Origin of the sequence: Gluconacetobacter azotocaptans (assembly GCF_014174355.1) — a bacterium.
Taxonomy (GTDB): Bacteria; Pseudomonadota; Alphaproteobacteria; order Acetobacterales; family Acetobacteraceae; genus Gluconacetobacter; species Gluconacetobacter azotocaptans.
On the sequence record NZ_JABEQF010000007.1, the window covers coordinates 1 to 25,866 of the forward strand.

Below are 25,866 nucleotides of genomic sequence, written 5' to 3' on the forward strand. Positions count from 1 at the left end.
GCCGCCCACGCCTGCGCCCCGCCCCAGGCCAGAACCCCGATCAACCCGCCCATCAGGACAAGGATCAGCCACCCCGACAGCCGCACTACGCCCGAAAATACCGCGTCCCCGGAACGTCCGGGCACGCGGCGCGCGGCCAGCGGCGCGGCCGGTGGTACTGAATTATTCATGCGGGACACGATCCATGCGGGCTCCGGCCAGATATGGCGCTTCGTCAACCATCCCGGGTCGCGCCCGGCCTGTGCGGCCCGGGCGGCAATCAGACCCGCGTCGGCAGTCTCCTACTGGACCGCCCTGCCCCCCTGCAACCTTCGATCGCCACATGCAGGCCGCTGGTCACGCCGGACGAAGGCGCGACAGCCTGTCGATCACCAGATTGAAATAGCCCTCGGCATCCACCCTGTTCAACACCAGTGCGTTGGGCTGCCGCTCGGTCACGCCCCACCAGTCGATGACCGTCATGCCCCGCGTCAGCTCCCCATGGCATTCGATCCCGACATGGGCTAGGCGGCCGCTGAACAGATGGGGCTGCAGCAGGGCCGCGATAACAGTGGGGTCGTGCAGCGGGCCGCCGTCGGTGCCCCACTGGCGTTCGTTGAAGGTCTTGTTGAAACGCAGCAGATGATAGAACGCCTCGGCGACCGGCGTGCCGATCGCGCGCAGGCGCGCCATCCGCGCCGCCGTCGTCAGTGCGCGGTGCGTGCAATCCAGCGGGATCATGGTGATCGGCACGCCCGAGGCGAACACGCGGGCCGCGGCTTCGGGGTCCACGTGGATGTTGTATTCGGCGGCGGGAGTGATGTTCCCGCCTTCGGAGCGCGAACCGCCCATCAGCACGATGCCGTGCAGATGACCGGCCAGCCGGGGCTCGCGGATCATCGCCAGTGCGACATTGGTCAACGGCGCGAGGCAGCAGAGCGTCACGCTGCCGGCCGGCCGGGCCATCACCAGTTCGACGATCCGGTCGGGGGCGAAGCCCTCGGCGGCGCGCAGGGCGGGTTCGGGCAGATCGTAGCCGTCGAATCCGGTGACGCCATGCACATGTTCGGCCGTCCGCAACGCCCCCGCCAGCGGTCCGGCCGCCCCGGCATAGACCGGCACGTCGCCCCGCCCTCCCAGCTCCAGCGCCATCAGCGCGTTGCGGGTGGTCAGATGCAGGGGCACGTTCCCGCCGACGGTCGTCAGTGCCAGCACCTCCAGCTCACCAGGCGACGCCAGGGCCATCAGGAACGCCACCGCGTCGTCCGGCGAAGGATCGGTATCTATGATGATGGGGCGGATCATGACGCGGCCTTCCTCGATCGTTGCGGGGCCCTGTCGTCCCCCACCACATCTTCTCAGTCAACCACGCTGTCGGGCACCCAGTACAGCAGCCGCGCCAGCAGCCGGTCCACGCCCCACCACAGCAGTATCGTCATCGTCGCCAGCACCAGCAGGGCGGCGAACATCAGGTCGGTCTCGAATCGCGTATTGGCCGTCTGCATCAGGAACCCCAGGCCCGACGAGGCGCCGACCCATTCCCCGACCACCGCCCCGATCGGCGCGATCGCCGTCGCCACCCGCAGGCCCGACCCGAAGGCCGGCAGGGCCGCCGGCAGGCGGACATGCACCAGCACCCGCCACGGCGCGGCCCCCATCGTGCGCGCCAGATCCAGCCAGTCCGGCGGCGTCCGCCGCAGGCCGTCGAAGAACGACGAGGTGATCGGAAAGAAGATCACCAGCACCGCCATCACCACCTTCGACGCGATTCCGAACCCGAACCACAGCACCAGCAGCGGCGCCAGCGCGAAGACCGGCACTGCCTGGCTGAGCAGCACCAGCGGCATCATCCAGCGCCGGATGACCCCCGAGGCGGTCATCGCCAGCGCCAGCGCAGCCCCGCCGAGCATGCCCAGGCCCAGCCCCAGGACGGTTTCCAGCAATGTCGTGCCGGCCGCATCCGCCAGAAGCCCCCGCTGCATCCACATCGTGCGCACCACCGCGTCCGGTGCCGGCAGCAGGTAAGGCGGCACACCACCCAGGCGCGCTACCCCCCACCACAGGGCCGCCAGCCCGGCCAGCGTGACCAGCGGACGCACCGTCCGGGCCGCGACCCGCCGCGCGGTCACGCGGCGACCCCGTCCAGCAACCGCCGCATCAGGTGCCCCTGCCCGCGCAACACGCCGGGATCGTCCGCCGGGCGCGGCGTGGCGCCATCGGGCGCCGGGACCGACGACAGGCGGGCCGGCGATCCCGCCAGCAGCAGGATCACCTGCCCCAGCCGGCAGGCCTCCAGCGGATCATGGGTAATCAGCACCACGGTCCGGCCCCGCAGCATGTCGGCGGCCAGGTCCTGCATGCGGGCCCGCGTCACGCTGTCCAGCGCGGAAAAGGGTTCGTCCATCAGCACGACGGGACGATCCTCGTACAGCGTGCGGGCCAGGGCCACCCGCTGGCGCATGCCGCCCGACAGTTCCGACGGCAGGGCCGCGAGGCGGTCGCCCAGCCCCACCCGGCGCAGCAGGGCCTCGGCCCGGCCGCGCGCAATGGGCTCGCCGCGCAGGCGCGCACCCATCGTCACATTGTCGATGACCCGCGCCCACGGCAGCAGCAGATCCTGCTGCCCCATCCAGGCGATGCGCCCGGCCAGCGAGGCCCCGTCGTCTGCCATCACACGCCCCGCCGTGGGCCGGTCCAGCAGCGCGATCGAGCGCAGCAGGCTGGTCTTGCCCACGCCGCTGGGGCCGAGCAGGACGCTGAACGTCCCGGCGGAAAAGGTGAAATCCAGCCCCTCGAACACCGGGCTTCCCGCATAGGACAGACCCAGCCCCTCCAGCCGGATCGCCGGGGGGGCCGCCGGGCGGGCCTGGGTCACCGGCCGCGAACCGGGTAGGCGATCCCCAGTGCATCGCGCGCGGCGGTGGCAAGCCGGTCGACACGCTCGTTGTTCTCGTCGCCCGAATGGCCGCGCACCCACCGCCAGCTTACCTCGTGCCGGGCGCTGACATCCAGCAGGCGCCGCCACAGGTCCATGTTGGCGACCGGATCGCCCGAGGCATTGCGCCAGTTCCGGCGCACCCAGCCGGTATGCCAGCGCGTGATGCCGTTGCGGACATATTCGCTGTCGGTATGCAGCACCACGCGGCACGGGCGCTTCAGCGCCTCCAGCGCCTCGGCGGCCGCCGTCAGTTCCATGCGGTTGTTGGTCGTCTCGGCCGCCCCGCCCGAGATCTCGCGTTCCTGCCCGCGAAAGACCAGCAGGGCCGCCCAGCCGCCCGGCCCCGGGTTGGGCTTGCAACCACCGTCGGTCCAGATTTCGACAAGCCCGAGATCCGTTTCCGCATCGGCCTCGACCGGCCGGTCAGGATCAGAGGCCATAAGCCGCCCCCCCGTCCCGCACCGCGCGGTGGAACCGCAGGCGGCGCAGATAATCCAGCGGGTCCTTGCGGGTGACCATCGCCCCCGCCGGCGTATTCAGCCAGTCGTACAGCCGGGTCAGCAGGAAACGCAGCGCGGCCCCCGAGGCCAGCACCGGCAGCGCCCGGCGTTCGGCCGCGGACAGGGGACGCACGCTTTCGTATCCGGCGATCAGCGCACGCGACTTCGCGACGTCGAACGACCCGTCGGCATCGAAGCACCAGGCATTCAGGCAGATCGCGATGTCGTAGGCCAGGAGATCGGTGCAGGCGAAATAGAAATCGATGATCCCCGAGACCCCGCCATCCAGGAAGAAAACATTGTCCGGGAACAGATCGGCATGGATCTGCCCGCGCGGCAGGTCGGCATGCCCGCCCTGCCCCGGCCATGCCGGTAGGATGTCGGCCAGCGCCGCGTCCAGTTCCGCCATCAGCCCGGGCTGGAACGAGTCCCCGTCGGCCCGGCAGGCCGCCACCAGCGCGGGCCACGCAGCAGGCCCCAGCGCGTTGGGACGCACCGCGTCATAGCCCCGTCCCGCGGCGTGCAGCGTCGCCAGGGCCGCCCCCACGGGCGCACAATGGGCAGGCAGGACCTGCCGGGGCCAGACGCCCGACAGGAAGGTCGTCACCGCCGCCGGACGGCCGGCCAGGGTACGCAGCGCCGCCCCGTCGCGCGCCGGCACCGGACGCGGGCAGGACAGGCCATGATCCGACAGATAGCCCATCAGCCCCAGGAACCACGGCAGGTCGCCGGGATCGACCCGACGCTCGTACAGCGTCAGGATAAAATCGCCGCCCGTCGTGCGCAGGACGAAATTGCTGTTTTCCACCCCTTCGGCGATCCCCCGGAACGCCGTGAGGTCACCGATCTGGTACTCGGACAGGAACGCGCGCAGCGCCCCGTCCGAAACATCCGTGTAGACGGCCATCGATAAGGGGTCGGCTCAGCCCAGGGGGGCCGGCAGGCGGAACGTCACGTTTTCTTCCTTGACGGTCCGTTCCTCGATTTCAAGCGTGTAGCGCTTGGCCAGGGCCGCCACCATTTCCTGCACCAGCGCCTCGGGCGCCGAGGCGCCGGCGGTGATGCCCAGCGTGTTCACGCCGTCCAGCACGGACCAGTCCAGGTCGCTCAGGCGCGGCACCAGCAGGGCGCGCGGCGCACCGGAACGTTCCGCCACCTCGCGCAGGCGCTGCGAGTTCGAGGAATTGGGCGAACCGATCACGATCACCAGGTCGCATCCCGGGGCGATGGCCTTCACCGCTTCCTGCCGGTTGGTGGTGGCGTAGCAGATGTCCTCGCGCTTCGGCCCCTCGATCAGGGGGAAACGGCTGCGCAGGATGTCCACGATCTCGGCCGTGTCGTCGACCGACAGCGTGGTCTGGGTGATGAAGGCCAGGCGCGACGGGTCCGCCGGCTGGACGGTGCGGGCCTCCTCGGCATCGTTGATCAGGGTCACCGCGCCGGCCGGAAGCTGGCCCATCGTGCCGACGACCTCGGGGTGGCCGGCATGGCCGATCATCAGGATGTGGCGGCTGTCGGGCCCGCCATCGGCGAAATGACGCTCGGCCTCGCGATGGACCTTGGACACCAGCGGGCAGGTCGCATCCAGATACAGAAGGTTGCGGCGCTCGGCCTCGGCCGGGACGGTCTTGGGCACGCCATGCGCGGAAAAGACCACATGGCCGTCGGGCGGAACCTCGTCCAGTTCCTCGACGAAGATGGCGCCCTGGGCCTCCAGTTCCTCGACGACGGTGCGGTTATGCACGATCTCGTGCCGGACGTAGACCGGCGCGCCATAGCGGCGGATGGCTTCCTCGACCACCCGGATGGCGCGGTCCACGCCGGCGCAGAACCCGCGCGGGCCGGCCAGCAGGACCTTCAGCGAGCGGATCGACGCATCGACAGGGACGGAATCGGGTGTCTGAATCATCTGGTCGGGCATGGTGTTCCCCAAACGTCCGGCGGGCGGTATAGGATACGAGCCGGGGGCAGCTTACCGGCCGGCCGCGCATCCTGGTGCTGGTCCGGCCCTACGCAAACCGGGACCATGGCGCAAGCCATTTTCCTGCGACCCTGGTGCATTTGGACTTACCCGTCCGGCCGGAGCCACACAAGAAATCCGTCCATCGGCGGAGCCGCGCCACCATGACCGAGAACGAGACCCCGGAACCCAGCATGACCATCGCCATCCCGAACGGCCTGCGCCGCCTCTGCCGTCCCGTCGCCTTTCGTGGAGTGGCGCTCCGATTGGCGCTCCTGTCGCTCGCCCTCCTGCCCTCGGCCTGCCAGATGGACGATCCGAACGCGTTCGCGCCGGCCTGCCCGGTCGTCGAGGTCCCGGGCGAGGCCGCGGACCTGGTGGCCTATGCCGGCGATGCGCACGACATCGCCCACATGACGACGCGCGTCGGCCTGACCCGCGTCACCGGCAACTGCCAGCAGGGCAGCCGCGGCGGCAAGGGCCGGGCGCGGTCGATCACCACCAATATCAGCATGGGCATGGACGTCACGCGCGGCCCGGCGACGAAGGGCCGGAGCGTCGAAATCCCGTATTTCATCGCCGTCGTCTATGATGGCGAGATCAAGAGCAAGAAGCAGTTCGTGGAAACCGTTACATTTCCGCCGAACGTGACGCACATGCTGACGCACACGCGCATCGTCCCCATCGACCTGCCGGTGTCCCATCGCGTCACGATCGACGGCTACCATATCGAGGTCGGATTCCAGCTGACGCCGGACCAGCTGGCCTACAATCGCAGCCACCTGATCACGCCGTCGTTCCACCCGCTCTGACGGGTTCGCCCGGCCCCCTCCGGGGCCGCCGCGGGGGGCCGGCCTGTTATCCGGCCCCGTTATTCGACGCCGTTATTTGACGTAAATGCTGTCGAATACCCCGCCGTCGGCAAAATGGGCCTTCTGCACCACCGTCCATCCCCCCAGGCTGGCGATGTCGAACGTCTTGACCTTGGGGAACAGGTCGCCGGTCCCGGCCAGGATCGCCGGGTCCACAGGCCGGAAATAATGCTTCGCCCCGATCCGCTGGCCTTCGGGGGTGAACAGGAATTCCAGATAGGCACGCGCCACCTCGGTGGTGCCGTGGGCAGTGGCGTTGCGGTCCACCACCGCCACCGGCGGTTCGGCCAGGATGGTCTGGGGCGGCACGACGATATCGAACGAATCCGGCCCGATATCCCGCGCCGCCAGCAGGGCCTCGTCCTCCCATGCCAGTAGCACGTCACCCAGGCCGCGCTGCACGAAACTGTTGGTCGCGCCGCGCGCGCCGGTGTCCAGCACCGGCACATGGGCGAACAGCGATTTCAGATAGGCGCGGGCCGAGGTCTCGGACCCGCCAGGCTGGTTCACCGCCCAGCCCCACGCCGCCAGATAGTTCCAGCGCGCGCCGCCCGAAGTCTTGGGGTTGGGGGTGATGACCTGCACCCCGTCGCGGATCAGGTCGGGCCAGTCATGAATCCCCTTGGGGTTGCCCTTGCGGACCAGGAAGACGATCGTGCTGGTATAGGGCGTGGAATTATGCGGCAGGCGCTTCTGCCAGTCCGCCGCCAGAAGCCCGTGCGTGGCCAGCACGTCGATGTCATAGGCCAGCCCCAGCGTGACCACATCCGCCGGCGCCCCCTCCAGCACCGCGCGCGACTGGGCGCCGGACCCGCCGTTCGACGTCCGGACCGCAACCGCGGCGCCATTGTGGCTTTTCGCCCATGACGCGGCGAAGGCGCGGTTGATGTCGGCATAAAGCTCGCGCGTCGGATCGTACGACACGTTCAGCAGCGTGTCCGCCGCCTGGGCCGCCCGGGGCCGCAACCCCACGATGGAGGCCGCACCCGCGACCGCGGCGCCGGCAAGAAACGTCCGGCGCGACGAAGAGAAAGGCGTGTTGGTCATGATACCACCCTGTTGCAAGCCGATCGCGATGCGGCAGGAGACTCGATCGCGAAACGAGGTGCGTTGAGACAAAGGCTCGGCACGTGCGTGACCGGTCCGGTCACACCACGCCCGAGGGTCCGGTTGAAGACGCCGGAAAGATCAGAAGGCCGCCTGGATCCGGCCCGCGACGGCATTGCCGGTCCGCCCGAAGACATTGACGCCGCCCGAGACGCCTTTCGAACGGCTGACGATGAAATGGTCGTAATCCAGCATGAACTTCACATGCGGGTTCGGGTACCAGTTCAGCCCGCCCTGCCAGACCGTCTGCTGGTTGCCGTTGATTCCCGTTCCACCCTGGCCCGCGACATCGTCCAGGTCCGTCACGCTCCAGCGGCCGTTGAGTTCCAACGCGCCCCAATGATCGTGCAGCGGATCGAAATCGTACTCGACGCCGGGCGTCGTGAAGGCGGCGATCTTGGAGTTATAGACGCGCGGCTTGCCGAACAGGGTATAGTTGGCCGCGACATACCAGCCGTCGAAACCCAGAGACGGCAGCGGGGAAGCGCCGGCATCATGACTGCGCTGCACGCCGATATGGTAATATTCGCCCTTCAGCAGGAAGCGCCGCCACCGGAAGCCCAGCTGCGGACCGGCGGCCCAGATCTGCGAGACGTTGGTCAGGGCGCCCGATGTCAGCAGCGACGTCTCGCCCAGCGGGATTTCGACATTGTCGCTGAAGGTATAGCTGCGCCCCTTCGAATTCTCGTTGACCTTGAAGGCGCTTGTCGCGCCCGCGCCGACATGGACGTCGATGTCTTTGCTGACATAGGGGCGCCCGGCGACGCGCACCACCCCGCCGGTCTGGCTGTCGGTGATCGTCGTGTCCTTCGACCGGTCGCCGAACTTCTGTCCGGTGAAATAGGCCGCCGCGAGCCAGCGCTTTTCGTAATGCTCGCCCCCGACGCTGAAGCGCGCGACGCCGCCGGCCAGATTGCGCACCAGGTCGACGATCGTCGGACGTTCGAGGAATTCGAACGCGCCGGAACGCTCGGCGCTTTCCTCTTCCATGCGCGGCTGGAAATAACCGGCGGTCAGCGTCGTGTTGCGCAGCCCGGTATAGTTCAGGTTGGCCTCGAACAGTCCCACCGACCCGTCGACCGAACTGGAGCCGAAATCGGGGGTGACGTTGGCCACCCAGTCCTTGTACCGCCAGGTGAAGTACAGACGCAGCCGGCGCGCATTCTGGGTAAAGTTGTTGAAATTACCCCTGGCCTCGCCGGCTTTCGGGCCGGCCCCCATAAAGCCGCCGATATCCTCCTGCGCCAGCAGGCCGACCGAGAAGCTGTATACCCCGTCATCCGACGAGATGGTGGGGCGGCCGGACGGGAAACCGATGCGGATGCCGCCGATATGAACGCTTTCGTCCTTCTTGGTCGCGGCCTTGAATTCCTCCCACGAGGCTATCGATCCTTCCAGCGCGGCCAGGCGTGAGTCGGCGTCGGATCGCAGACGGTGCGGGCCGGCGCCCTGGGGCTCGCCGATCGTGGGCAGGGGGCCGGTCCAGGGCTGGTGCTGGGGCCGGGCCTGGGCGTGACGCACGTCCTGCGCGGCGGGCGTGTGCGCATGCGCCGTGCGGGCATTGCCCTCGGCCCGGGCGACGCGCGCGCGCAACTGCCCGATCTCGCCCAGCATGTCGCGCCGCATCTCGGCCATTTCGCGGCGCAATGCGCGGATCTCGTCATCCTGCGGCGATGCCATGGCCGCTTCGGGCACGGCAACACTGCTCATAATGGTTGTCAGAAGCATGGCATCCCGCAACCGCGCACGAAAACGCATCCCAAACCGATCCCTTCAGGCCGACGCATGACTGGTGAAACCGCCCACCCTACCCACGCCGGCTCGGTGATATGATATTTCACCGTATAAAAAGTTTATTTTTGAAATCAACACCACATCGAATCGGTTGTCAATTGCACCATCAAAATGCGCAACATAAATTGAACATTTGTTGTACGTGATTTAGTCGCTCCGGTTCCCCGCCCGCTGGCACAACCGGTCGACAGGCAGAAAACAATCACGTCTCGGGGCCGGAACGACGACCGCTGACCGACGTCCAACGATGGTCTAGGGTACCGGCGAACGATACGGCGACATCATGACGAATATGACATCCACCTCTCCCTCCTCCCCTGCATCCCAGCGGGAAATGACGATTCGGGGCCTGATCCTGGGCGCCCTCATCACCGTGGTCTTCACGGCCTCGAACATCTATCTGGGCCTGAAGATCGGCCTGACGGTCGCATCCTCGATCCCGGCGGCGGTGATTTCGATGTCCGTCCTGCGCATGATGGGCGGCGCGACGATCTTGGAAAACAATCTGGTCCAGACCCAGGCCTCGGCGGCGGGCACGCTGTCATGCGTGTTCATCTCGTTCCCGTGCCTGGTCATGATCGGCTACTGGCAGCATTTCCCGTATCTGGAGACGATGCTGCTTTCGATGGCCGGAGGAATGACGGGGGTCCTGTTCACGGTCCCGCTGCGCCGCGCGATGGTGACGCACAGTTCCCTGCCCTACCCCGAGGGCGTGGCGGCGGCCGAAATCCTCAAGGCCGGGTCCGAGACCGGCGACCCCGACAGCCTGAAGGCCCTGCTGACCGGCGGCCTGGTGTCTGCGGTGGTGACGCTGGCCACGGGCGGGTTGCGCCTGCTGGCCGACGGGGCCGCCATGACGGCGACATGGGGCGGCGCCATCTTCAGGGCCTCGACCGGTTTTTCGCTGGCGCTGCTGGGGGCGGGCTATCTGGTCGGCATCGCCGGCGGCATCGCCATGCTGCTGGGCGCCATCATCGCATGGGGTGTGGCCGTCCCGGTCCTCACCACCATCCTGCCCAACCCCTCGCACCTGGCGCCGGCGGATTTCGCCACCGCGCTGTGGGCGCAGAAGGTCCGCTTCCTGGGCGCGGGCACGATCTCGATCGCGGCCGTCTGGACGCTGGCGGTGCTGGCCCGCCCGGTGGCTGCCGGTATCCGCGACATGCTTCGCGCCGGGGCGGCGATCGGCGACGCAGGCGACGACCGCGACCTGGCGCCCCGCACGCTGGGCCTGCTGGCGGGGGTGCTGTTGCTGGTGCTGTTTGGCCTGTTCATCGTCTTCCAGATGCCGGCGGCGACGAACGGCCATGCCATCGTCACGGCGGCGCTGGCCGCCGTCGCGTTCTGCGCGCTGTTCGGCTTCCTGGTGGCGGCCGCCTGCGGCTACATGGCCGGGATCGTGGGGTCGTCCTCGTCGCCGCTGTCGGGTATCGCCATCATCGCGACGGTCATGATCGCCTCGTTCCTGCTGCTGCTGGAGGGGCTAGGCCTGCTGCCGGCCGAAATGGCGGCGAACAACCATCACCTGGCCATCGCCTTCGCCCTGTTCCTGCTGTCGGCGATCGTCGCATCGACAGCCATTTCCAATGACAATCTGCAGGATCTGAAGACCGGGCAACTGGTGGGCGCGTCCCCCTGGCGGCAGCAGGCCGCCCTGCTGGTCGGCTGCGCCAGCGGCGCCATCGTCATCCCGCCGGTGCTGGAACTGCTGTACCAGGCCTACGGCTTCGTCGGCGCGATGCCGCGCCCCGGCATGGATGCCAGCCACGCCCTGGCCGCGCCGCAGCCCGCCCTGCTGGTGACGCTGACGACCGGCATCTTCCTGCATCACCTGGACTGGACGATGATCCTGCTGGGGGTCGGGCTGGGCATTGCCCTGATCGCGACCGACCTGCTGCTGCGCCGGCGCGGGGGTGCCCTGCCGCCGCTGGCGGTCGGCATCGGCCTGTACCTGCCCCCCGCCGTCAGCGTGACGCTGGCGATCGGCGCCGTGCTGGGATGGGCCTGCACCCGGCAGCCGCAAGGCGGCCGCAGCACCCATGCCGAAACCGGAGCCGGCACCATGCTGGCCTCGGGCTTCATCGTCGGCGAAAGCCTGACCGGCGTGCTGCTGGCCGCGATCGCCGGGGCGACGGGACGGGACGACACGCTGTCCATCCTGCCGGCGGAAGCCGGCATGATGCCTGCACTGCTGGGCTTCGGAGTGTTCGTTGCCATATGTATCTGGTTCGGCCGCAGCATACGGCGCGGGTGATCGCGCAAGACATCGCGCAAGAACTGGCAAAGGACTGATCCGGTGATTCCCTTCTCGGTGCTCGACCTGTCGCTTATCGTCCGAGGCAGCGATGCCGCCACGGCGTTCCGCAACAGCCTGGCCCTGGCCCGGCATGCCGAGGCTCTGGGCTTCAACCGCTACTGGGTGGCGGAACATCACTCCATGCCGGCCATCGCCTCGGCCGCGACGGCGGTGCTGATCGGGCACCTTGCGGCGGGGACGCGCACCATCCGGGTGGGCTCGGGCGGGATCATGCTGCCCAACCACGCGCCGCTGGCGATCGCCGAGCAGTTCGGCACGCTGGAAAGCCTGTTCCCCGGCCGCATCGACCTGGGGCTGGGCCGCGCGCCTGGATCGGACCAGGAGACGATGCGCGCCCTGCGCCGCGACCCGGCCAGTGCCGACCGCTTTCCGCAGGACGTGGTGGAACTGCTGCATTATTTCGACCCGCCCGCCCCCGGCCAACGGGTGCGCGCGGTGCCGGGCGCCGGGCTGGATATTCCGGTCTGGCTGCTGGGGTCCTCGCTGTTCTCGGCGCACCTGGCGGCGTCGCTGGGCCTGCCCTTCTCCTTCGCCTCGCATTTCGCGCCCGACCAGATGGAGGAAGCGGTGGCCCTGTATCGCCAGCGCTTCACCCCGTCCCGGCATCTGGACGCGCCCTATGTCATGCTGGCGCTGAACGTGGTGGCGGCCGACAGCGACGACGCGGCGCGCCTGCTGTTCACCTCGCACCAGCAGCAGTTCGTGGCCCTGCGCCGGGGCATGCCGGGGCAGTTTCCGCCCCCTGTCGCCTCGATCGAAGGGTTGTGGACGCCGGCTGAACAGGCAGGCATCGACCGGGCGCTGGCGTGTTCGGTGGTGGGCGGGCCGGCGGCCGCGCGCGCGGGCATCCACGCCTTCATCGCCCGGCATCGCCCGGACGAACTGATGATCGTCGGCGCCATCCACGACCAGACGGCGCGCCTGCGCTCGTTCGAGATCGCGGCATCGGCCCGGCAGGACTGAACACCCCCTTGCGGGTCAAAGACGATGATGGACGGCCTGACCCGGCGATGCGATGATCGGGGCATGTCCATCCAGTTCGAAGACCTCGATTTCCCGTCGCCCACGGCCGACAGCCTGGCCACCGCCTTCGCCCGCGTCACGGCCCTGCTGGACGACGGCCGGCGGGGCGATGCCCTGGCCCTGTTCGACACCCAACGCCGCGCCTACGACAGTTGGGCGTCGCTGGTCGCGCTGCGGTTCGCGCAGGATACGACCGATCCAAAGGCAAAGGCCGACCGCGACCTGGCCGACAGCCTGACGCCCCTGGTCACCGGGCACGAGGTCGCGATCAAGCGCCGCCTGCTGGACGATCCCGACCGGCCCGGCCTGACGGCGGCCATCGGCACCCACGCCGTCAAGCTGTGGGAAACCGACATCACGACCTTCGACCCGCGCATCCGCGACGCGCTGGAGGAAGAAGCCCGGCTGGGCGGCGAATACACCGCCCTGCTGGCCTCGGCCCGCGTGACCGTCGCGGGACAGACGGTCAACCTGTCGGGGCTGGCGCCGTTCGCCGAAAGCCTGGACCGCGCCACCCGGCACGAGGCCGAACAGGCGCGCTGGGCGTTCTTCGCCCAGCACGGGGCGGAACTCGATTCGCTGTACGACCGGCTGGTCCATGTCCGCCACGGCATGGCGACGACACTGGGCTATGACAGCTATACCCCGCTGGGCTACCGGCGGATGCGCCGGGTCGATTACGGCCCGGCCGAAGTCGCCCGCTTCCGCGACGACGTGCTGAATCATGTCGTGCCGCTGGTGCAGGCCATCCTGGAAAACCGGCGCCTGACCATGAACTGGGACCGGCTGCGCGCCTGGGACGAACCGCTGATCGACCCGTTGGGCAACCCCAGACCCGTCGGCGATCACGATGTGCTGGTCGCGCGCGCCCAGACCATGTTCGACCGGCTGGGCGGCGATCTGGGCGGATTCTACCGCCAGATGGCCGAGGGCGGGTTCCTCGACCTGCGCAATCGCGCGGGCAAGGCCGGCGGCGGGTTCTGCACCGCGTTCCCCAGCATGGGCATGCCGTTCATCTTCGCCAATTTCAACGGCACGCAGCACGACATCAACGTCTTCACCCACGAAATGGGGCACGCCTACCAGAACTGGAAAAGCCGGGACCTGCCGGGCATCGACCTGCTCTGGCCGACGATGGACGCGGCCGAGATCAATTCGATGGCGCTGGAATTCCTGACCTGGCCGCAGATGGACCTGATGGTCGAGGACGGGCTGGCCGACCGCTTCCGCCGCATGCACCTGATCGGGTCGCTGTCCTTCCTGCCCTACGGCGCATGCGTCGATCACTTCCAGCACGAGATCTACGCCAGGCCGGACATGACGCCGGACGAACGCCATGCGACGTGGCAACGGCTGGAAAAACTCTATCTGCCCTGGCGGGACTACGGCGACCTCGCCTGGCCGTCCAAGGGGGGCCGGTGGCAGGCGCAGGGCCATATCTACCGCTCGCCCTTCTATTACATCGACTATACGCTGGCGCTGTGCTGCGCGATGCAGTTCTGGCTGCGCAGCCGTACCGACCACGCTGGGGCGATGGCGGTCTATACCGACCTGTGCGCGCTGGGCGGCTCGCAGCCCTTCACCGGACTGGTCGCCGCCGCCGGCCTGGCCAGCCCGTTCGAGCCGGGCACCTTGGCCGACATCGTGCAGGAGGCCGAACGCGTCCTGCAGATGCGTTGACGGCGAGACCCTGGCGGAGGGTGGACGCGCGTTATCGCGCGTCCCATTCGACCAGCAGGTCCACCACCGCCTGCGCCGACATATGCCGTGCGTCGCCCAGCGCCAGCGCCCCGTCGGGGTTCAGCAACCGGCCCTGCGGCGTGACGACCAGGACGGTCGGCACGGCCTTGATCGTCACGCCATAGCGCTGCGCGATATCCAGATTGGTGTCGATACGCCCGACATTGATCGCCACCGTGACGAAACGCGAATCGATCCACGGCGCGACCTGCGGCAGGCGCAGCACGCCGGCCATCAGGCGGCAATCGGGGCACCAGTTCCCCCCGAAATCCAGCAGCACGTTCTTCCCGCTGGCCTGCGCAGCGCGAAAGGCGGCCGCGACCTGCGCCTGGGCGTCGGCGGGCGGGCCGTAGGGGGCGGCAACGGCGGTCGGCGTGGCCTGCCCGACCTGGGGCACCGGCATCGGCGGCACGGCGGCCCGCGCCGGCAGGGCCATGGCAAGGCCCAGCAGGGCGGACAGGGGCAGAAGGCGACGCAGGGGCATCATGACCAGGATCCGATGACGAAGGGTGAACGAGGCATAATGTCGCGTTAACATGGACCATAGGCAAGGGTCGCCATACAGGCCCTCATTCCGGCGAACGCGCGCCCGACACGAAGAAGGATTCATCCCCCGCATGACAGTGGCCCCGCAGCCCAGCGTCGCACGCACCCTGATCAAGACCCTGGCCCTTGTCACCGTGACGGGCGCGCTGATGGCCAGCCTGCGCTTCAGCGCCGCCGTGGCCGGCTGGGTCGACCGGATTGCCGGAACCCGGCTGTGGAGCAGCCTGTACAGCCTGGCCGGTGCGTCGGACGCGCTATCGCGCGAACGCCTGATCCTGATGGGCGTCGCCGTCGCCTGCTTCCTGCTGGCGCTTCCGATCGTCCAGGCCGGCGAGTGGTGCGTGGACCGCGTCCGGGACCGCCGGAGTTAGGACGGATCGCGCTCCCAGAAGAATGTCAGCTCGTGCTTGTTGTGCCACAGATGCAGCACGTGGCCGCCCGGGATCGCCGCGAACGCCTCGGCGGTCTCGTGGTCGGTTCCGCCCTGGAACTTGATGGTCATCACGATGCGACGGGCGGTCCCGGCCGCGACCCAGCGCCGCGCCAGCGCCAGCAGGCGCGGCGGATAGGCGATGATATCGGAAAACATCCAGTCGACCGGCCCCAGATCGGCCGGCTCGATCCCGAAGGCGCTGTCCCGCCGGGCCGCCACCCCCGGCATCGCGGCGACACGGGGGTCGAGGTCGGCACGATCCACCGCCGTGACCCCTGCCCCGCACTGCGCGATCGCCCATGTCCAGCCACCCGGCGACGCGCCCAGATCGACGCAGGACTCACCCGGGCATGGCCAGACGCCCAGCCGGGCGCAGGCCTCCCACAGCTTCAGATAGGCCCGTGACGGCGGCCCCACCCGGTCCTCGATGAACTGGACCGTGCCGTTGACGAAGGGCGACGTCTTGCGCGTCGACAGCAACATCATGTCGGGGGCGAGCAGTGTCCACGCCCCCAGGTGCCCCGTCGGCGCCGCCGCCGGAAACACCAGCGGCCGCGCACGCACCGGCGGCAGCCGCGCCTCGATCAGCGCCGCCCGGCGATGATGGGCGACCGCATGGCAGGCCCAGTTCCGCTGCCGGGCACGCAGCAGCGCGGCGGCGGCGCCGATCGACGGCACGGGGTGCAGTTCGGGCTCCAGCCAGGTATCCAGCGCCCAGACCGCAGCAACCGGCGAGGTCGAGGACAGCGCCAGCCGTCCGTGCCAGCCCATCGGCGCGACACCCTTGCGGCGCAATTCCTCGGTCAGGGGGGCTTCGAATCCCTCGGCCGCCAGATAGGCGGCGCGGACGGGGTGCGGCAGCACGAGCGGCGATGCGCCCGGCTGTTCCGATGAGGGTATCGTCGTCATGCGGTCAGGCGCGCATCGCGTCCACGGCCAGCAGCAGCCATGCCAGCATCAGCGTGCTGCCGCCGATCGGGGCCATGGGTCCGAGATGAACGCCCGTCACCCCGGTCCAGGCCACCGCCCCGCAGAACAGGACGGTCCCCGCCCCGAATCCGAACCCCGACAGCAGCAGCAGGATGCGCCGTCCGCGCTGGGCCAGCAGCACGCCCACCGCCAGCAGCGCCAGCGCGTGCCACATGCCCATCTGCACGGCCTCGCGCGCCAGGGTGCGGCCACCGGGGGCGAAGGCCGGGTCGGGCAGGTGCGCCGCCAGCGCGCCGCCGGCGGCCGACAGTAACCCGGCCAGACCGCCGGCAGCCTGGAACGACCGGGCGGACCGGGGCGGAGAAAAGGGAAAAACAGGCAGAAGCGTCATGATGCGCCACAGTGTAGCCGCGCCGCCCGGTTGACGTATAGTCGCCCCATGCCACGCCATGATCTGTTCCCCGACATCGCGCCCTACGAAAGCGGATACCTGTCCGTCGGCGATGGACATGAAGTGTACTGGGAGCAGGCAGGCAACCCCAGGGGCCGGCCCGTGCTGTTCCTGCATGGCGGGCCGGGGGCCGGGGCCGGGGCTGTGCACCGGCGCTTCTTCGACCCCGCCTTCTGGCGCGTGATCCTGTTCGACCAGCGCGGCGCGGGGCGATCGCGCCCCCACGCGTCGGTCACCGCCAACACGACCCCCCATCTGGTGGGTGACATAGAAACCCTGCGCCGTTTCCTGGGAATCGACGACTGGATGCTGTTCGGCGGGTCATGGGGGTCGACCCTTGCCCTCATGTATGCGCAGACCTACCCCCAACGGGTGCGGGCGATGGTCCTGCGCGGCATTTTCCTGGGGCGAGCGCGGGAACTCGACTGGTTTTTCCACGGGTTGGCCAATGTCTTCCCCGACGCGCACGACGCCTTCCTGTCGCACCTGCCGGTCCACGACCGGCACGATCCGCTGGCCGCCTATATGCGCCTGCTGTTCGACCCCGACCCGCACGTCCACCTGCCGGCGGCCCGGGCCTGGTCGGCGTACGAGGGCACATGTTCCACCCTGATCCCCGCCCCGGCCGCCGTCGCGGGATTCGCCCATGACCGCGCCGTCGTCGGCCTGGCCCGGATCGAGGCCCATTATTTCCGCCACGGCCTGTTCCTGCCGCCCGAGGGGTTGCTGGCGGGCATGTCGCGGATCGCCCACATCCCCGGCCGCATCGTCCAGGGGCGGTACGATATGGTCTGCCCCAGCCAGTCGGCATGGGAACTGGCGCGCCACTGGCCCCAGGCCAACCTGGCGATGGTGCCCGATGCGGGTCATTCGGCCCTGGAACCAGGCATCCGCCGCCGGCTGGTCACCTGCGTCGAGGAACTGCGCGACACGTGACGGTTGCACGGCCGGCCCGCGCATTGCCGGGCCCGGCAAAACCAGCGATGCTCCAAAACGTTCGGTAGCGGTTCATCCACCTCCCCCTACCGGGCCATTCTGACTGGAATCGCGTTCATGAAGACATACGCACGCTGGCTCTTCGCCGCATCGGTCCTGCCCCTGGCGGCCTGCGCCGGGGCGCCGAAGGCCCCGCCCGCCCCCCCTCCGCCGCCGCCGTTCGCCCAGGCCGACGCCACGTTCGTCGAAAAGGCATCCGCCACGAACACCTTCGAAATCGCGACCGCCCGCCTGGCCGACACCCGGTCGCACAATGCGAAGGTCAAGGCGTTCGCAACCCAGTTGGTGTCCGACCATAGCGCCAACCAGGACAAGCTGAGCGCCATCGCGACGCAGCACGGCGTGACCCTGCCGACCGACCTCAGCACCGACGAGGAAAAGACCATCGACGAACTGAAGGCCGAAACCGGGCGCAAATTCGACCGCGATTTCCTGGCCGTGCAGGTACAGGGCCATACCGACGCCCTGCCCCTGTTCCAGACCGAGGCCCAGAACACCACGGACCCCGACCTGAAATCCTACGCTGCCGAGACCGCGGCGGCAGTGCAATCCCACCTGAACATCGCCAAGAACCTGAGTTCCCCCGCCCACCCCCATCGGGGCCGGCGCCACCCCCACTGACGGCACGGCCCACGCCGCGCCAATCGTAACGAAACGGACGACGAACGACCTATGAGCATCAGAATCGACCGGATCGTCACACGCGGCGGCGACGGCGGGCGGACATCGCTGGGCGACGGCACGCGCGTCGACAAGACCTGCCCCCGCATCGAGGCGCTGGGGGCGGTCGACGAGGCCAACGCGACGATCGGCGTTCTGCGCCTGCATGTCCGCCCACCGTCGCCCGACGCCGCGTGCCTGGCGCGCGTGCAATCCCTGCTGTTCGATATCGGCGGGGTGCTGTGCGTTCCCGAACCGGGCGAACCGGACGCCGAGGCCGACAATTTCCGGGGTGGAGACGACGCCGTCGCCACCCTGGAAGACGCGACCGAACGCCTGCGTGCCCGCCAGGAACCACTGCGCAGCTTCGTGCTACCCGCCGGCAGCGCGGGGGCGGCCCACGCCCACCTGGCCCGCACCGTGGTCCGCCGTGCCGAACGCCGTGTCCTGGCGCTGCGGCGCGAGGCAGCAGTCAGCCCGTCGGTCCTGCGCTGCCTGAACCGGCTGTCCGACTATCTGTTCGTGCTGGCCCGTCACCTGAACGATGACGGTCGCCAGGATGTCCTGTGGGAACCGGGCCGTTAATGCACCCCCGTGTGTCCTGACGATTTTCGGCCCGACGCCGGGCCGTTCATGCCGGCCACCCGCCAGCCGCCGGCTCCGCTTCCAGCCCCGAAGACGACGCGCAACCTGTCGCCCATCCTGGTCGTTTCCGGCGCCCTGCTCGCCTATGCCATCGTCCTGTTCCACCCGGCACTGCTGAACGACGGCGACAGTTTCTGGCATATCGCGGCAGGCAACTGGATCCTGCATCACAGGGCCGTTCCGCACGCCGACCCGTTTTCCGCCACCTTCGCCCAGCACCCCTGGGTCGCGCACGAATGGCTGTCCGAGCTTCTGATGGCTGCCGCTTTCGACGTGGCCCGATGGGACGGGGTGCTGGTCCTGACCGGCCTGGCCTTTGCCCTGACCTGCGGCATGGTCGCCGCCTTCGTCGCGCGCCGGGCCGGCGGATTGGCCGCGATCGTCACCACCATGCTCGCCATGGCCTGCACCTTCCCCAGCCTGCTGGCCCGCCCGCACCTGCTGGCGCTGCCCTGCCTGGCTGCCTGGACGATCGCTCTTCTACGCGCACGCGAGAGCGGAACGGCGCCTCCGCCGCTTTCCGTCCTGACGGTCATGCTGCTGTGGGCGAACCTGCACGGCAGCTTCGCCTTCGGGCTGGCCCTGGCCATCCCCTTTGCGATCGAGGCGGTGATCGACTCAAGAACTGATCCGGAGGCCGATCCCATCCCGACAGCCCTGCACTGGGGCCGGTTCATCCTGCTGTCAACCGCGACAAGCCTGGTGACGCCGAACGGCCGGCAAGGGCTGCTCTTTCCGTTCAGGCTGGTGCGGATGCCGCAGCTCGCCGGCATCGGGGAATGGCAGCCCATGCATTTCGCCACGATCCAGCCGCTGGAATACGCGCTGTTCGCGATACTGTACGTGTCCATGACACGCACCGTCCGGGTGCCGGCAATCCGGCTGCTGGTCCTGATGGGCCTGCTGTATCTCGCCCTTCGTCATGAACGCGACCAGATGGTGGCCGGGGTCGTCGGTGCGTTGATCCTGGCGCGGCCCCTGGGCCGGGCCGTCACGCATGACAGCACCACCAGTGCGGTACCCCGTGCCGCACGCCCCTGTCTTTTCGCCGGCACGATCGCCTTCGCCCTGCTGACGATGGGCCGCACGTTTCATCCGTTCGTCCTGAGGGACAGGCAGTCCGCCCCGGTTTCCGCCCTGTTGCACGTGCCCGCCGATCTGGCCCGCCAGCCGGTGTTCAATTCCTACGCCTTCGGCGGGTATCTGATCTTCAGCGGCATCCGGCCGTTCATCGACGGCCGGGCCGACATGTACGGCGCCGCTTTCATGACCGCCTACCAGGCGGCGATGGATATGTCGGACCGGGACGCCTTCGCGCGGATCGTCGCCCGCCATGGCATTCGCTGGACGATCCTGCCGCCCGGCGCGCCCCTTGTCGGCCTGCTGGATACGCTGCCGGGCTGGCGCCGCATGTATGCCGACAAAATCGCCGTCATCCACGTCCACGCCGAGGCCGCGCCATTGCCCGGCGCGGCGCCCTGACGCCGGTCAGGCCCGCGTCAGCGGATGGCCCTCGGGCGCCAGATCGCGCAGGGCCTCGTAGGCTGCGTCAACCAGCCGGCTGCGGCCGGCCGTCACGTCGAGTTCCAGCAGCACCTCGCCGTCGTCCGGTTCCTCCAGCGCGTCGAACTGGCTGTCCAGCATCGTCGACGGCATGAAATGGCCCGTCCGCTGCCCCAGGCGCGGCGCGATGTCTTCTTTCCGGCCCTTGAGATAGACGAAGCCGACCTCGGGATTCCCGCCCGATATGACTTCGCGATAATGCCGCTTCAGGGAAGAACAGGTCACGATCCCATACCCGCCCGAGGACAGCCACACCCGTGCCACCTCGGCGATCTTTTCCAGCCACGGGGCACGGTCGTCGTCGGTCAGGGGGATGCCGGCGCTCATCTTGGCGATATTCGTCTCGGGGTGCAGTTCGTCGCCCTCGACGATCGGCCAGCCCAGCCGGCGGGCCAGAAGCTGCGCCAGGGTGGATTTGCCCGACCCCGAAACCCCCATCACGACCAGAACGCGCGGTGCGCCGACCTGCTTCATGCGAGTCGACGGTTTCGCGAGTGGAACAGGTGGCGCCGCGAACGAGGGCGCGACAGTAGGCGCGGTAAGGGGGGCATGTTGTGCCATGATGAACGTTTTTCCTTTTTTAGTTTTCTTGATTATCGGCTGTCCGGTCAGAAAGCCGGCCAGAGCCGCCGTCGCGCTTTTTGTGGCGCCTATGGACGGGGCAATACCGAACTACCCCTATAGTGGTGTCCCCGCCACCCGGGCAGAGCAAGCATTCAGGCAAGATATCACATAAAAGTGAACCTGCTATATGGGTCTGCCGCGCAGCGATCGGACGCCGATCACCATATGACAACCCAGGGTCAGGAATAGAATCACGGTTAACGAAAAAGAATGACTTAGGCCGTAACATTGCCTCGATCATCCGATAACGGTTTCTTCGTTTTTCGTCATTTGCGCAATACCCGACATACGCGCGCGCCGTTCAATACACAAAGCCCACGACGCCCAACCTGTCCAAGCTGTAATGACAGATCAGATATATCCCGTTCACATGTCAAAGACACTGCCCCGGCGGGCGCTTGGGTACGTGTTTCAACATATAAAAGCTACTGAACCAAGAATTTCCCGCACAATGGCCTTGCATTTTCTTTCCGAAAGAGGCTATGCAAAACAAAATCAATTATACATTTCGATTCTGAGCCCCCGCTGAAAGCCAGACCGACACACGCTGACATGCAAATGTAATGTTCAGTCCGGGACAAAACCCGAAGTCGTTTGTCCTTTCGTATTTTTCGAGAGTTCTTGCCGTGTCCGTATATAACGAATCGCTTCCCTTTTCCGGCGAGACGGAACAGGCCGATACTGATAACCGCGACGAAGTCAGCGAACAGGCCTTGCGCCTGGCCCTGTCGCGACTGGGGTCGAAACGGGGCGCCGCCTCGCCCTCTCCCGCGCCGGCGGCCTCCACGCGCCTGCCACGCGCCCACGATCCCGCGCAGCGGCGGCGAAAGTTCGTGCAGGATGGCGAGGTTCGCGTCGAGCACCACGCCATGTCCCGCCCCACCCCCCGTACGCTGCATGTCCAGACGGACGACGGCGGGGAGGTCGAACGCCTGCGCCAGCAGATCCGCCACGAACAGAAGCTGCGCGAGGATGCCGAACGCGCCAGCCATGACGCGCACGCCAGCCTGCGTTCGCTGGAAACGCGCATCGGTCACGCCGACATCATCCTGGCCGAAGCCAAGTCGCAGATCGAACACCGTGACGACGAAATCCACACGCTGAAGGCTGCCCTGCTGACAGCCCAGGCCGAGACGACGAGGCTGGAGGCCGAACTGGCCCAGCTCCGCAGCCGGGCGACGACGACGCCTGCGGCTCCTCCCGGCCCTGCCCCCCTCCGCCGCACGCGCAGGACCGTCGCCCGGGTCGAAGAGCCTGAGGACGAGCCCGAGCCCGTGAAATGGTGGATCAAGAAGAAATAATCGGCGAAACATCCGGCCTGGTTCCGGCACCATGTTCGACCTGCCCGTCTCCACGGGCCGGATTGCGCAGGCGATCGTCATCGCCAGCATGGGCTGCGCCATCGCGGTCCTGATGACGGCGCCGCTGATCGGTGGGTTGTTCGTCCTGTTACGCGACGTCTTCGGCGCGCTGACCCTGCCGTTCTCGCTCCTGTTCGGCATGGCGGGCCGCGACGACCATGCGGCGGCGCTGGGCCATGTGGTCGGCGCGATGGGATCGGACCTGCTGCGTCATCCGGTGCGTGCGCTTTGCGCGGCTGCCTTGTGCGGCGCCAGCGCGGTGCTGTTCATTCTGGCCCGCGGCCGGGGGGCGCGGGCCATGCTGGTCGGTGCGGCGACGGCCAGCGTCGGGGCCGCGTGGCTGGGCGGTTATCCGGTGGCGCTGGTCCTCGCGCCCGGATTCGTCACCGAATGCCTGTGCGCCGTCCGGCCGGCCGCACGCTGACCCACAGGGGCATCGGCTCCTAGGGGCTTCCAGCCGCCCGCGAAAACATGATAACGCGGCATGTACCCGCGCTCGACAGAAGCGCGTTCTCACTGACGACCATATAAAAATAACAAAAACGGCAATCACGTCAGCAGGACCCAGGACATGGCAGGAACGCAGTCTCGCCCGGCGGCTTTCGGTCGCCCCGTGGCGTTGAATCGGGCAGCCCCACACGCCCCCATCATCACCGACATTCCGGCCCGCCTCGATCGCCTGCCCTGGTCGCGTTTCCATGTGCTGGTGGTCATCGCGCTGGGCATCACCTGGATCCTGGACGGGCTGGAGGTCACGATCGTCGGGTCCGTGGCCCCCGTGCTGCAACGCAGCGACACGCTGGGCCTGTCGGCGGAAGGTGTCGGGGCGGCAGCATCATCCTATGTGGCGGGCGCCGTCATCGGCGCGCTGCTGTTCGGGTGGATGAGCGACCGGCTGGGCAGGCGGCAGATCTTCACCGTGACGCTGGGGCTGTATATCCTGGGCGTCGGCCTGACCGCGCTGTCGTGGAACCTGGCCAGCTTCGCGCTGTTCCGCCTTATTACCGGGCTTGGGATCGGCGGCGAGTATTCGGCCATCAACTCCGCCATCGACGAACTGATGCCCGCCCGCCTGCGCGGCCGTGTCGACCTGATCGTCAACGGCACGTTCTGGGCCGGTGCGGCGCTGGGGGCGGCAGGGTCGATGCTGCTGCTGCAGGGGACGGTCCTGCCGGTCACGCTGGCGTGGCGGCTCATCTTCGGCATCGGCGCCCTCATGGGGCTGGGGGTCATCGCCCTGCGTCGCTGGGTTCCGGAAAGCCCACGCTGGCTGATGACCCATCGGCGGGTCGAGGAAGCGACCCGGATCGTGGTGCAGATCGAAGCCCGGCATGGCGGATCGACGGTCCGGCTGACCGAGACGCTGGATACGGTGTCCATCCACCCCGCCGGCACCTTCGGGCTGCGCGAGGCCCTGAGGGTCCTTTCCGGCCCCTATCGCGGCCGGGCAGGGTACGTCCTGGTCCTGATGATCGCGCAGGCGTTCCTGTACAATGCGGTGTTCTTCACCTACGGGCTGGTCCTGACCCGGTACGACCATGTGGCGGACGCCTCGGTCGGGCTGTATATCCTGCCGCTGGCCGTCGGCAATTTCCTGGGGCCGCTGGCGCTGGGCAAATGGTTCGACACGCTGGGCCGGCGGCGCATGATCGTGCTGACCTATAGCCTGGCGGGTATCCTGATGTTCGTCGTGTCCGTGCTGTTCGCCGCCGGGATGCTGGATGCCCGCCTGCAGACGACGCTGTGGGTGGTGATCTTCTTCTTCGCCTCGGCGGCGGCCAGCGCCGCCTACCTGACCGCCAGCGAGATCTTTCCGCTGGAAATCCGCGCGCTGACGATCGCGCTGTTCTATGCGCTGGGCACGCTGTTCGGCGGGGTGGCCGCGCCCTTCCTGTTCGGGTGGCTGATCGGCCGGGGCAGCCTGCTGTCGCTGGCCACCGGCTATGGCGCGGCGGCGCTGCTGATGCTGATAGCCGCCGCCGTGACCGCCCGCTGGGGCGTCGACGCCGAAGGACAGTCGCTGGAGCGGATCGCGCCCCCCCTGTCGTCGATGATGTGATAGACTGTCCGGATTACAGCATGAGCCCGCATTCCCCAGCGCCAGCGGCGTACCACACGCTCGATACCGACGGTATCCGCGCGTTCCTGGCCGGCGTGCCCGCCCTGGCCGCGCGCCTGGGCGGCCCCGCCGCGCATTGGCGCATCCGTGAGGTCAGCGACGGCAATCTGAACAACGTCTTCCTGATCGACGGCCCCCAGTGCGGCGTCTGCTTCAAGCAATCCCTGCCTCATGTGCGCGTGGACCCGGCGTGGAAGATGCCGCTGGACCGCACATTCTACGAGGCCGCCTATCTGCGCGAAATCCGGCCCTGCGTCGGCGCGCTGACGACCGACATCCTGCATTTCGACCCGGATCTGTACGTGCTGGTGGTGGAAAGCCTGGACCGGCACGTCGTCCTGCGGCGCGGCCTGATGGCGGGCGGCGACTGGCCCGACGCCGCCCGCGCCGTCGGCGAATTCGTGGCGCACGGCACCTTCCGCACGTCGCTGCTGGCCGCCCCGTTCGAGGAGATCACGCACCGCCTTGACGTGTTTTCGGGCAATCGTACCCTGACGCGGATCACGGTCGACCTGATCCTGACCGACCCGTACCGCGACCATCCGCGCAACCACTGGATCAGCCCCGAACTGGACAGCATCGCAGCGGAAATCCGCACCGATCCCCGTGTCCGCCGACGCGTGGGCGCGATGCAGGCCCGCTTCCTGACCTGCCGGCAGGCCCTGCTGCATGGCGACCTGCACACCGGTTCGATCATGGTGTCGGACGACGATACCCGGGTCATCGACGGCGAATTCGCATGCCCCGGCCCCATCGGCTTCGATTGCGGCCTGTTCATCGGCAATCTGCTGCTTCATCTGTTCGCCTGCCGCGATTCCGGCGGACAGGACCGTGCGGTGCGGAACATCGTCCAATTCTGGACCAGCTTCCACGACACGTTCCTGGAATTATGGCGTACCTCTGCCCGGCAGGACGGGAATGGCGACGCCTATGCCACCACCTTGTTTCGCAACGACCCGTCCGGCCTGCGGCAGGCGCAGGCGGATTTCATGCAGGACGTAACGACCGACACGATCGCCTTCGCGGCGATGGAAGTCATTCGTCGCCTCGTAGGGTACGCCCACGTGCCGGATTTCGACACGATCCCCGACCTCGCCGCCCGCGCCGGCCGACAGGGCGCGGCCCTGGCGCTGGCGCGCGACCTGCTGGCCGACCCGGGCCTGGTGACGTCGATCGCGGATCTGGCGTCGTTGGCCCGGGATCGCACCGGTTAGGAAAAAGGAAAGTCGGGCTCTGGCCCGAACCCGGCAAGGGCCTCGGCCCTTGCATCCTCTTCGTTTTATAAAATCCTCTGGTGGGTCAAGGGCG

The 25,866-nt window shown here is 68.2% G+C and carries 25 protein-coding genes; 13 read left to right on the plus strand and 12 right to left on the minus strand.

Going from position 1 to position 25,866, the window contains the following annotated elements; translation table 11 throughout:
- Nucleotides 1–336: 336 nt before the first annotated feature.
- Genes HLH34_RS10985 through ispH form a run of 6 tightly spaced genes read right to left on the minus strand, consistent with a single transcriptional unit; the run spans nucleotide 337 to nucleotide 5,338 of the window.
- Complete coding sequence (locus HLH34_RS10985) at nucleotides 337–1,284, minus strand: nucleoside hydrolase (protein WP_183119636.1); 948 nt, start codon at nucleotides 1,282–1,284, stop codon at nucleotides 337–339.
- 53 nt (nucleotides 1,285–1,337) lie between these two features.
- Nucleotides 1,338–2,108, minus strand: a complete 771-nt coding sequence (locus tag HLH34_RS10990; RefSeq protein WP_183119637.1) for an ABC transporter permease — start codon at nucleotides 2,106–2,108, stop codon at nucleotides 1,338–1,340.
- Nucleotides 2,105–2,854, minus strand: coding sequence for an ABC transporter ATP-binding protein (locus HLH34_RS10995; RefSeq protein ID WP_183119638.1), 750 nt, complete (start codon nucleotides 2,852–2,854; stop codon nucleotides 2,105–2,107). Before HLH34_RS10995 ends, HLH34_RS10990 begins: the two co-directional genes overlap by 4 nt.
- Nucleotides 2,851–3,357: a ribonuclease HI gene (gene rnhA / locus HLH34_RS11000; protein ID WP_183119639.1), complete on the minus strand. Its 507-nt coding sequence runs from the start codon at nucleotides 3,355–3,357 to the stop codon at nucleotides 2,851–2,853. The genes HLH34_RS10995 and rnhA overlap by 4 nt, the downstream gene beginning before the upstream one ends.
- On the minus strand, nucleotides 3,347–4,324 hold the full coding sequence (locus HLH34_RS11005; protein WP_183119640.1) for a homoserine kinase: 978 nt from the start codon (nucleotides 4,322–4,324) through the stop codon (nucleotides 3,347–3,349). The genes rnhA and HLH34_RS11005 overlap by 11 nt, the downstream gene beginning before the upstream one ends.
- A gap of 15 nt (nucleotides 4,325–4,339) precedes the next feature.
- Complete coding sequence (ispH, locus tag HLH34_RS11010) at nucleotides 4,340–5,338, minus strand: 4-hydroxy-3-methylbut-2-enyl diphosphate reductase (RefSeq protein WP_183119641.1); 999 nt, start codon at nucleotides 5,336–5,338, stop codon at nucleotides 4,340–4,342.
- 203 nt (nucleotides 5,339–5,541) lie between these two features.
- On the opposite strand from ispH, the gene HLH34_RS11015 reads away from it, so the two are divergent.
- Nucleotides 5,542–6,189 (plus strand): hypothetical protein, encoded by a 648-nt coding sequence (locus HLH34_RS11015; protein ID WP_244959871.1) that lies wholly within the window; start codon nucleotides 5,542–5,544, stop codon nucleotides 6,187–6,189.
- Between the two features lie 72 nt (nucleotides 6,190–6,261).
- On the opposite strand, the gene HLH34_RS11020 is transcribed toward HLH34_RS11015, so the two are convergent.
- Entirely contained in the window at nucleotides 6,262–7,296 is a 1,035-nt protein-coding gene (locus tag HLH34_RS11020) for a sulfate ABC transporter substrate-binding protein (RefSeq protein WP_183119642.1), read from the minus strand.
- Nucleotides 7,297–7,437: 141 nt separating this feature from the next.
- Complete coding sequence (locus tag HLH34_RS11025; protein WP_240161979.1) at nucleotides 7,438–9,066, minus strand: OprO/OprP family phosphate-selective porin; 1,629 nt, start codon at nucleotides 9,064–9,066, stop codon at nucleotides 7,438–7,440.
- Nucleotides 9,067–9,484: 418 nt separating this feature from the next.
- Between HLH34_RS11025 and HLH34_RS11030 the strand changes: the two genes are divergently transcribed.
- The 3 genes from HLH34_RS11030 (at nucleotide 9,485) to HLH34_RS11040 (ending at nucleotide 14,170) form a co-directional block, all read left to right on the plus strand.
- A complete protein-coding gene (locus HLH34_RS11030; RefSeq protein WP_244959873.1) occupies nucleotides 9,485–11,404 on the plus strand; it encodes an OPT family oligopeptide transporter in 1,920 nt (639 codons plus the stop codon).
- 42 nt (nucleotides 11,405–11,446) lie between these two features.
- Entirely contained in the window at nucleotides 11,447–12,430 is a 984-nt protein-coding gene (locus HLH34_RS11035; protein ID WP_183119645.1) for an LLM class flavin-dependent oxidoreductase, read from the plus strand.
- Nucleotides 12,431–12,493: 63 nt separating this feature from the next.
- Nucleotides 12,494–14,170: a M3 family oligoendopeptidase gene (locus HLH34_RS11040; RefSeq protein WP_183119646.1), complete on the plus strand. Its 1,677-nt coding sequence runs from the start codon at nucleotides 12,494–12,496 to the stop codon at nucleotides 14,168–14,170.
- A 31-nt stretch (nucleotides 14,171–14,201) separates the two neighbouring features.
- On the opposite strand, the gene HLH34_RS11045 is transcribed toward HLH34_RS11040, so the two are convergent.
- Complete coding sequence (locus HLH34_RS11045) at nucleotides 14,202–14,717, minus strand: thioredoxin family protein (RefSeq protein WP_244959875.1); 516 nt, start codon at nucleotides 14,715–14,717, stop codon at nucleotides 14,202–14,204.
- 130 nt (nucleotides 14,718–14,847) lie between these two features.
- Between HLH34_RS11045 and HLH34_RS11050 the strand changes: the two genes are divergently transcribed.
- Nucleotides 14,848–15,147 (plus strand): hypothetical protein, encoded by a 300-nt coding sequence (locus HLH34_RS11050; protein WP_183119647.1) that lies wholly within the window; start codon nucleotides 14,848–14,850, stop codon nucleotides 15,145–15,147.
- Here HLH34_RS11050 and HLH34_RS11055 read toward each other — a convergent pair.
- Both HLH34_RS11055 and HLH34_RS11060 read right to left on the minus strand, forming a co-directional pair.
- Complete coding sequence (locus HLH34_RS11055; protein WP_183119648.1) at nucleotides 15,144–16,118, minus strand: SAM-dependent methyltransferase; 975 nt, start codon at nucleotides 16,116–16,118, stop codon at nucleotides 15,144–15,146. The genes HLH34_RS11050 and HLH34_RS11055 overlap by 4 nt on opposite strands.
- 4 nt (nucleotides 16,119–16,122) lie before the next feature.
- Entirely contained in the window at nucleotides 16,123–16,530 is a 408-nt protein-coding gene (locus HLH34_RS11060; protein ID WP_183119649.1) for a DUF423 domain-containing protein, read from the minus strand.
- A 48-nt stretch (nucleotides 16,531–16,578) separates the two neighbouring features.
- Here HLH34_RS11060 and pip point away from each other — a divergent pair, with 48 nt between their 5' ends.
- The 4 genes from pip to HLH34_RS11080 all read left to right on the plus strand — a co-directional run bounded on the left by pip (nucleotide 16,579) and on the right by HLH34_RS11080 (nucleotide 20,373).
- Nucleotides 16,579–17,526 (plus strand): prolyl aminopeptidase, encoded by a 948-nt coding sequence (gene pip / locus HLH34_RS11065; RefSeq protein WP_183119650.1) that lies wholly within the window; start codon nucleotides 16,579–16,581, stop codon nucleotides 17,524–17,526.
- Nucleotides 17,527–17,643: 117 nt separating this feature from the next.
- Complete coding sequence (locus HLH34_RS11070) at nucleotides 17,644–18,207, plus strand: DUF4142 domain-containing protein (RefSeq protein ID WP_183119651.1); 564 nt, start codon at nucleotides 17,644–17,646, stop codon at nucleotides 18,205–18,207.
- A gap of 51 nt (nucleotides 18,208–18,258) precedes the next feature.
- A complete protein-coding gene (locus tag HLH34_RS11075; RefSeq protein ID WP_183119652.1) occupies nucleotides 18,259–18,831 on the plus strand; it encodes a cob(I)yrinic acid a,c-diamide adenosyltransferase in 573 nt (190 codons plus the stop codon).
- A 48-nt stretch (nucleotides 18,832–18,879) separates the two neighbouring features.
- Nucleotides 18,880–20,373: a hypothetical protein gene (locus tag HLH34_RS11080; protein WP_183119653.1), complete on the plus strand. Its 1,494-nt coding sequence runs from the start codon at nucleotides 18,880–18,882 to the stop codon at nucleotides 20,371–20,373.
- Between the two features lie 6 nt (nucleotides 20,374–20,379).
- Here HLH34_RS11080 and HLH34_RS11085 read toward each other — a convergent pair whose 3' ends face one another.
- Nucleotides 20,380–20,928 carry a gluconokinase gene (locus HLH34_RS11085; RefSeq protein WP_240161982.1) on the minus strand — a complete coding sequence of 183 codons (549 nt, stop codon included), beginning with the start codon at nucleotides 20,926–20,928 and terminating at the stop codon, nucleotides 20,380–20,382.
- Nucleotides 20,929–21,704: 776 nt separating this feature from the next.
- Between HLH34_RS11085 and HLH34_RS11090 the strand changes: the two genes are divergently transcribed.
- The 4 genes from HLH34_RS11090 to mtnK all read left to right on the plus strand — a co-directional run bounded on the left by HLH34_RS11090 (nucleotide 21,705) and on the right by mtnK (nucleotide 25,772).
- On the plus strand, nucleotides 21,705–22,379 hold the full coding sequence (locus tag HLH34_RS11090; protein WP_183119655.1) for a hypothetical protein: 675 nt from the start codon (nucleotides 21,705–21,707) through the stop codon (nucleotides 22,377–22,379).
- A 31-nt stretch (nucleotides 22,380–22,410) separates the two neighbouring features.
- Complete coding sequence (locus HLH34_RS11095; protein ID WP_244959877.1) at nucleotides 22,411–22,863, plus strand: hypothetical protein; 453 nt, start codon at nucleotides 22,411–22,413, stop codon at nucleotides 22,861–22,863.
- A 147-nt stretch (nucleotides 22,864–23,010) separates the two neighbouring features.
- Nucleotides 23,011–24,498 (plus strand): MFS transporter, encoded by a 1,488-nt coding sequence (locus HLH34_RS11100; RefSeq protein ID WP_183119656.1) that lies wholly within the window; start codon nucleotides 23,011–23,013, stop codon nucleotides 24,496–24,498.
- A 20-nt stretch (nucleotides 24,499–24,518) separates the two neighbouring features.
- Nucleotides 24,519–25,772, plus strand: a complete 1,254-nt coding sequence (mtnK, locus tag HLH34_RS11105; protein WP_183119657.1) for an S-methyl-5-thioribose kinase — start codon at nucleotides 24,519–24,521, stop codon at nucleotides 25,770–25,772.
- The last annotated feature ends 94 nt before the right edge of the window (nucleotides 25,773–25,866 follow it).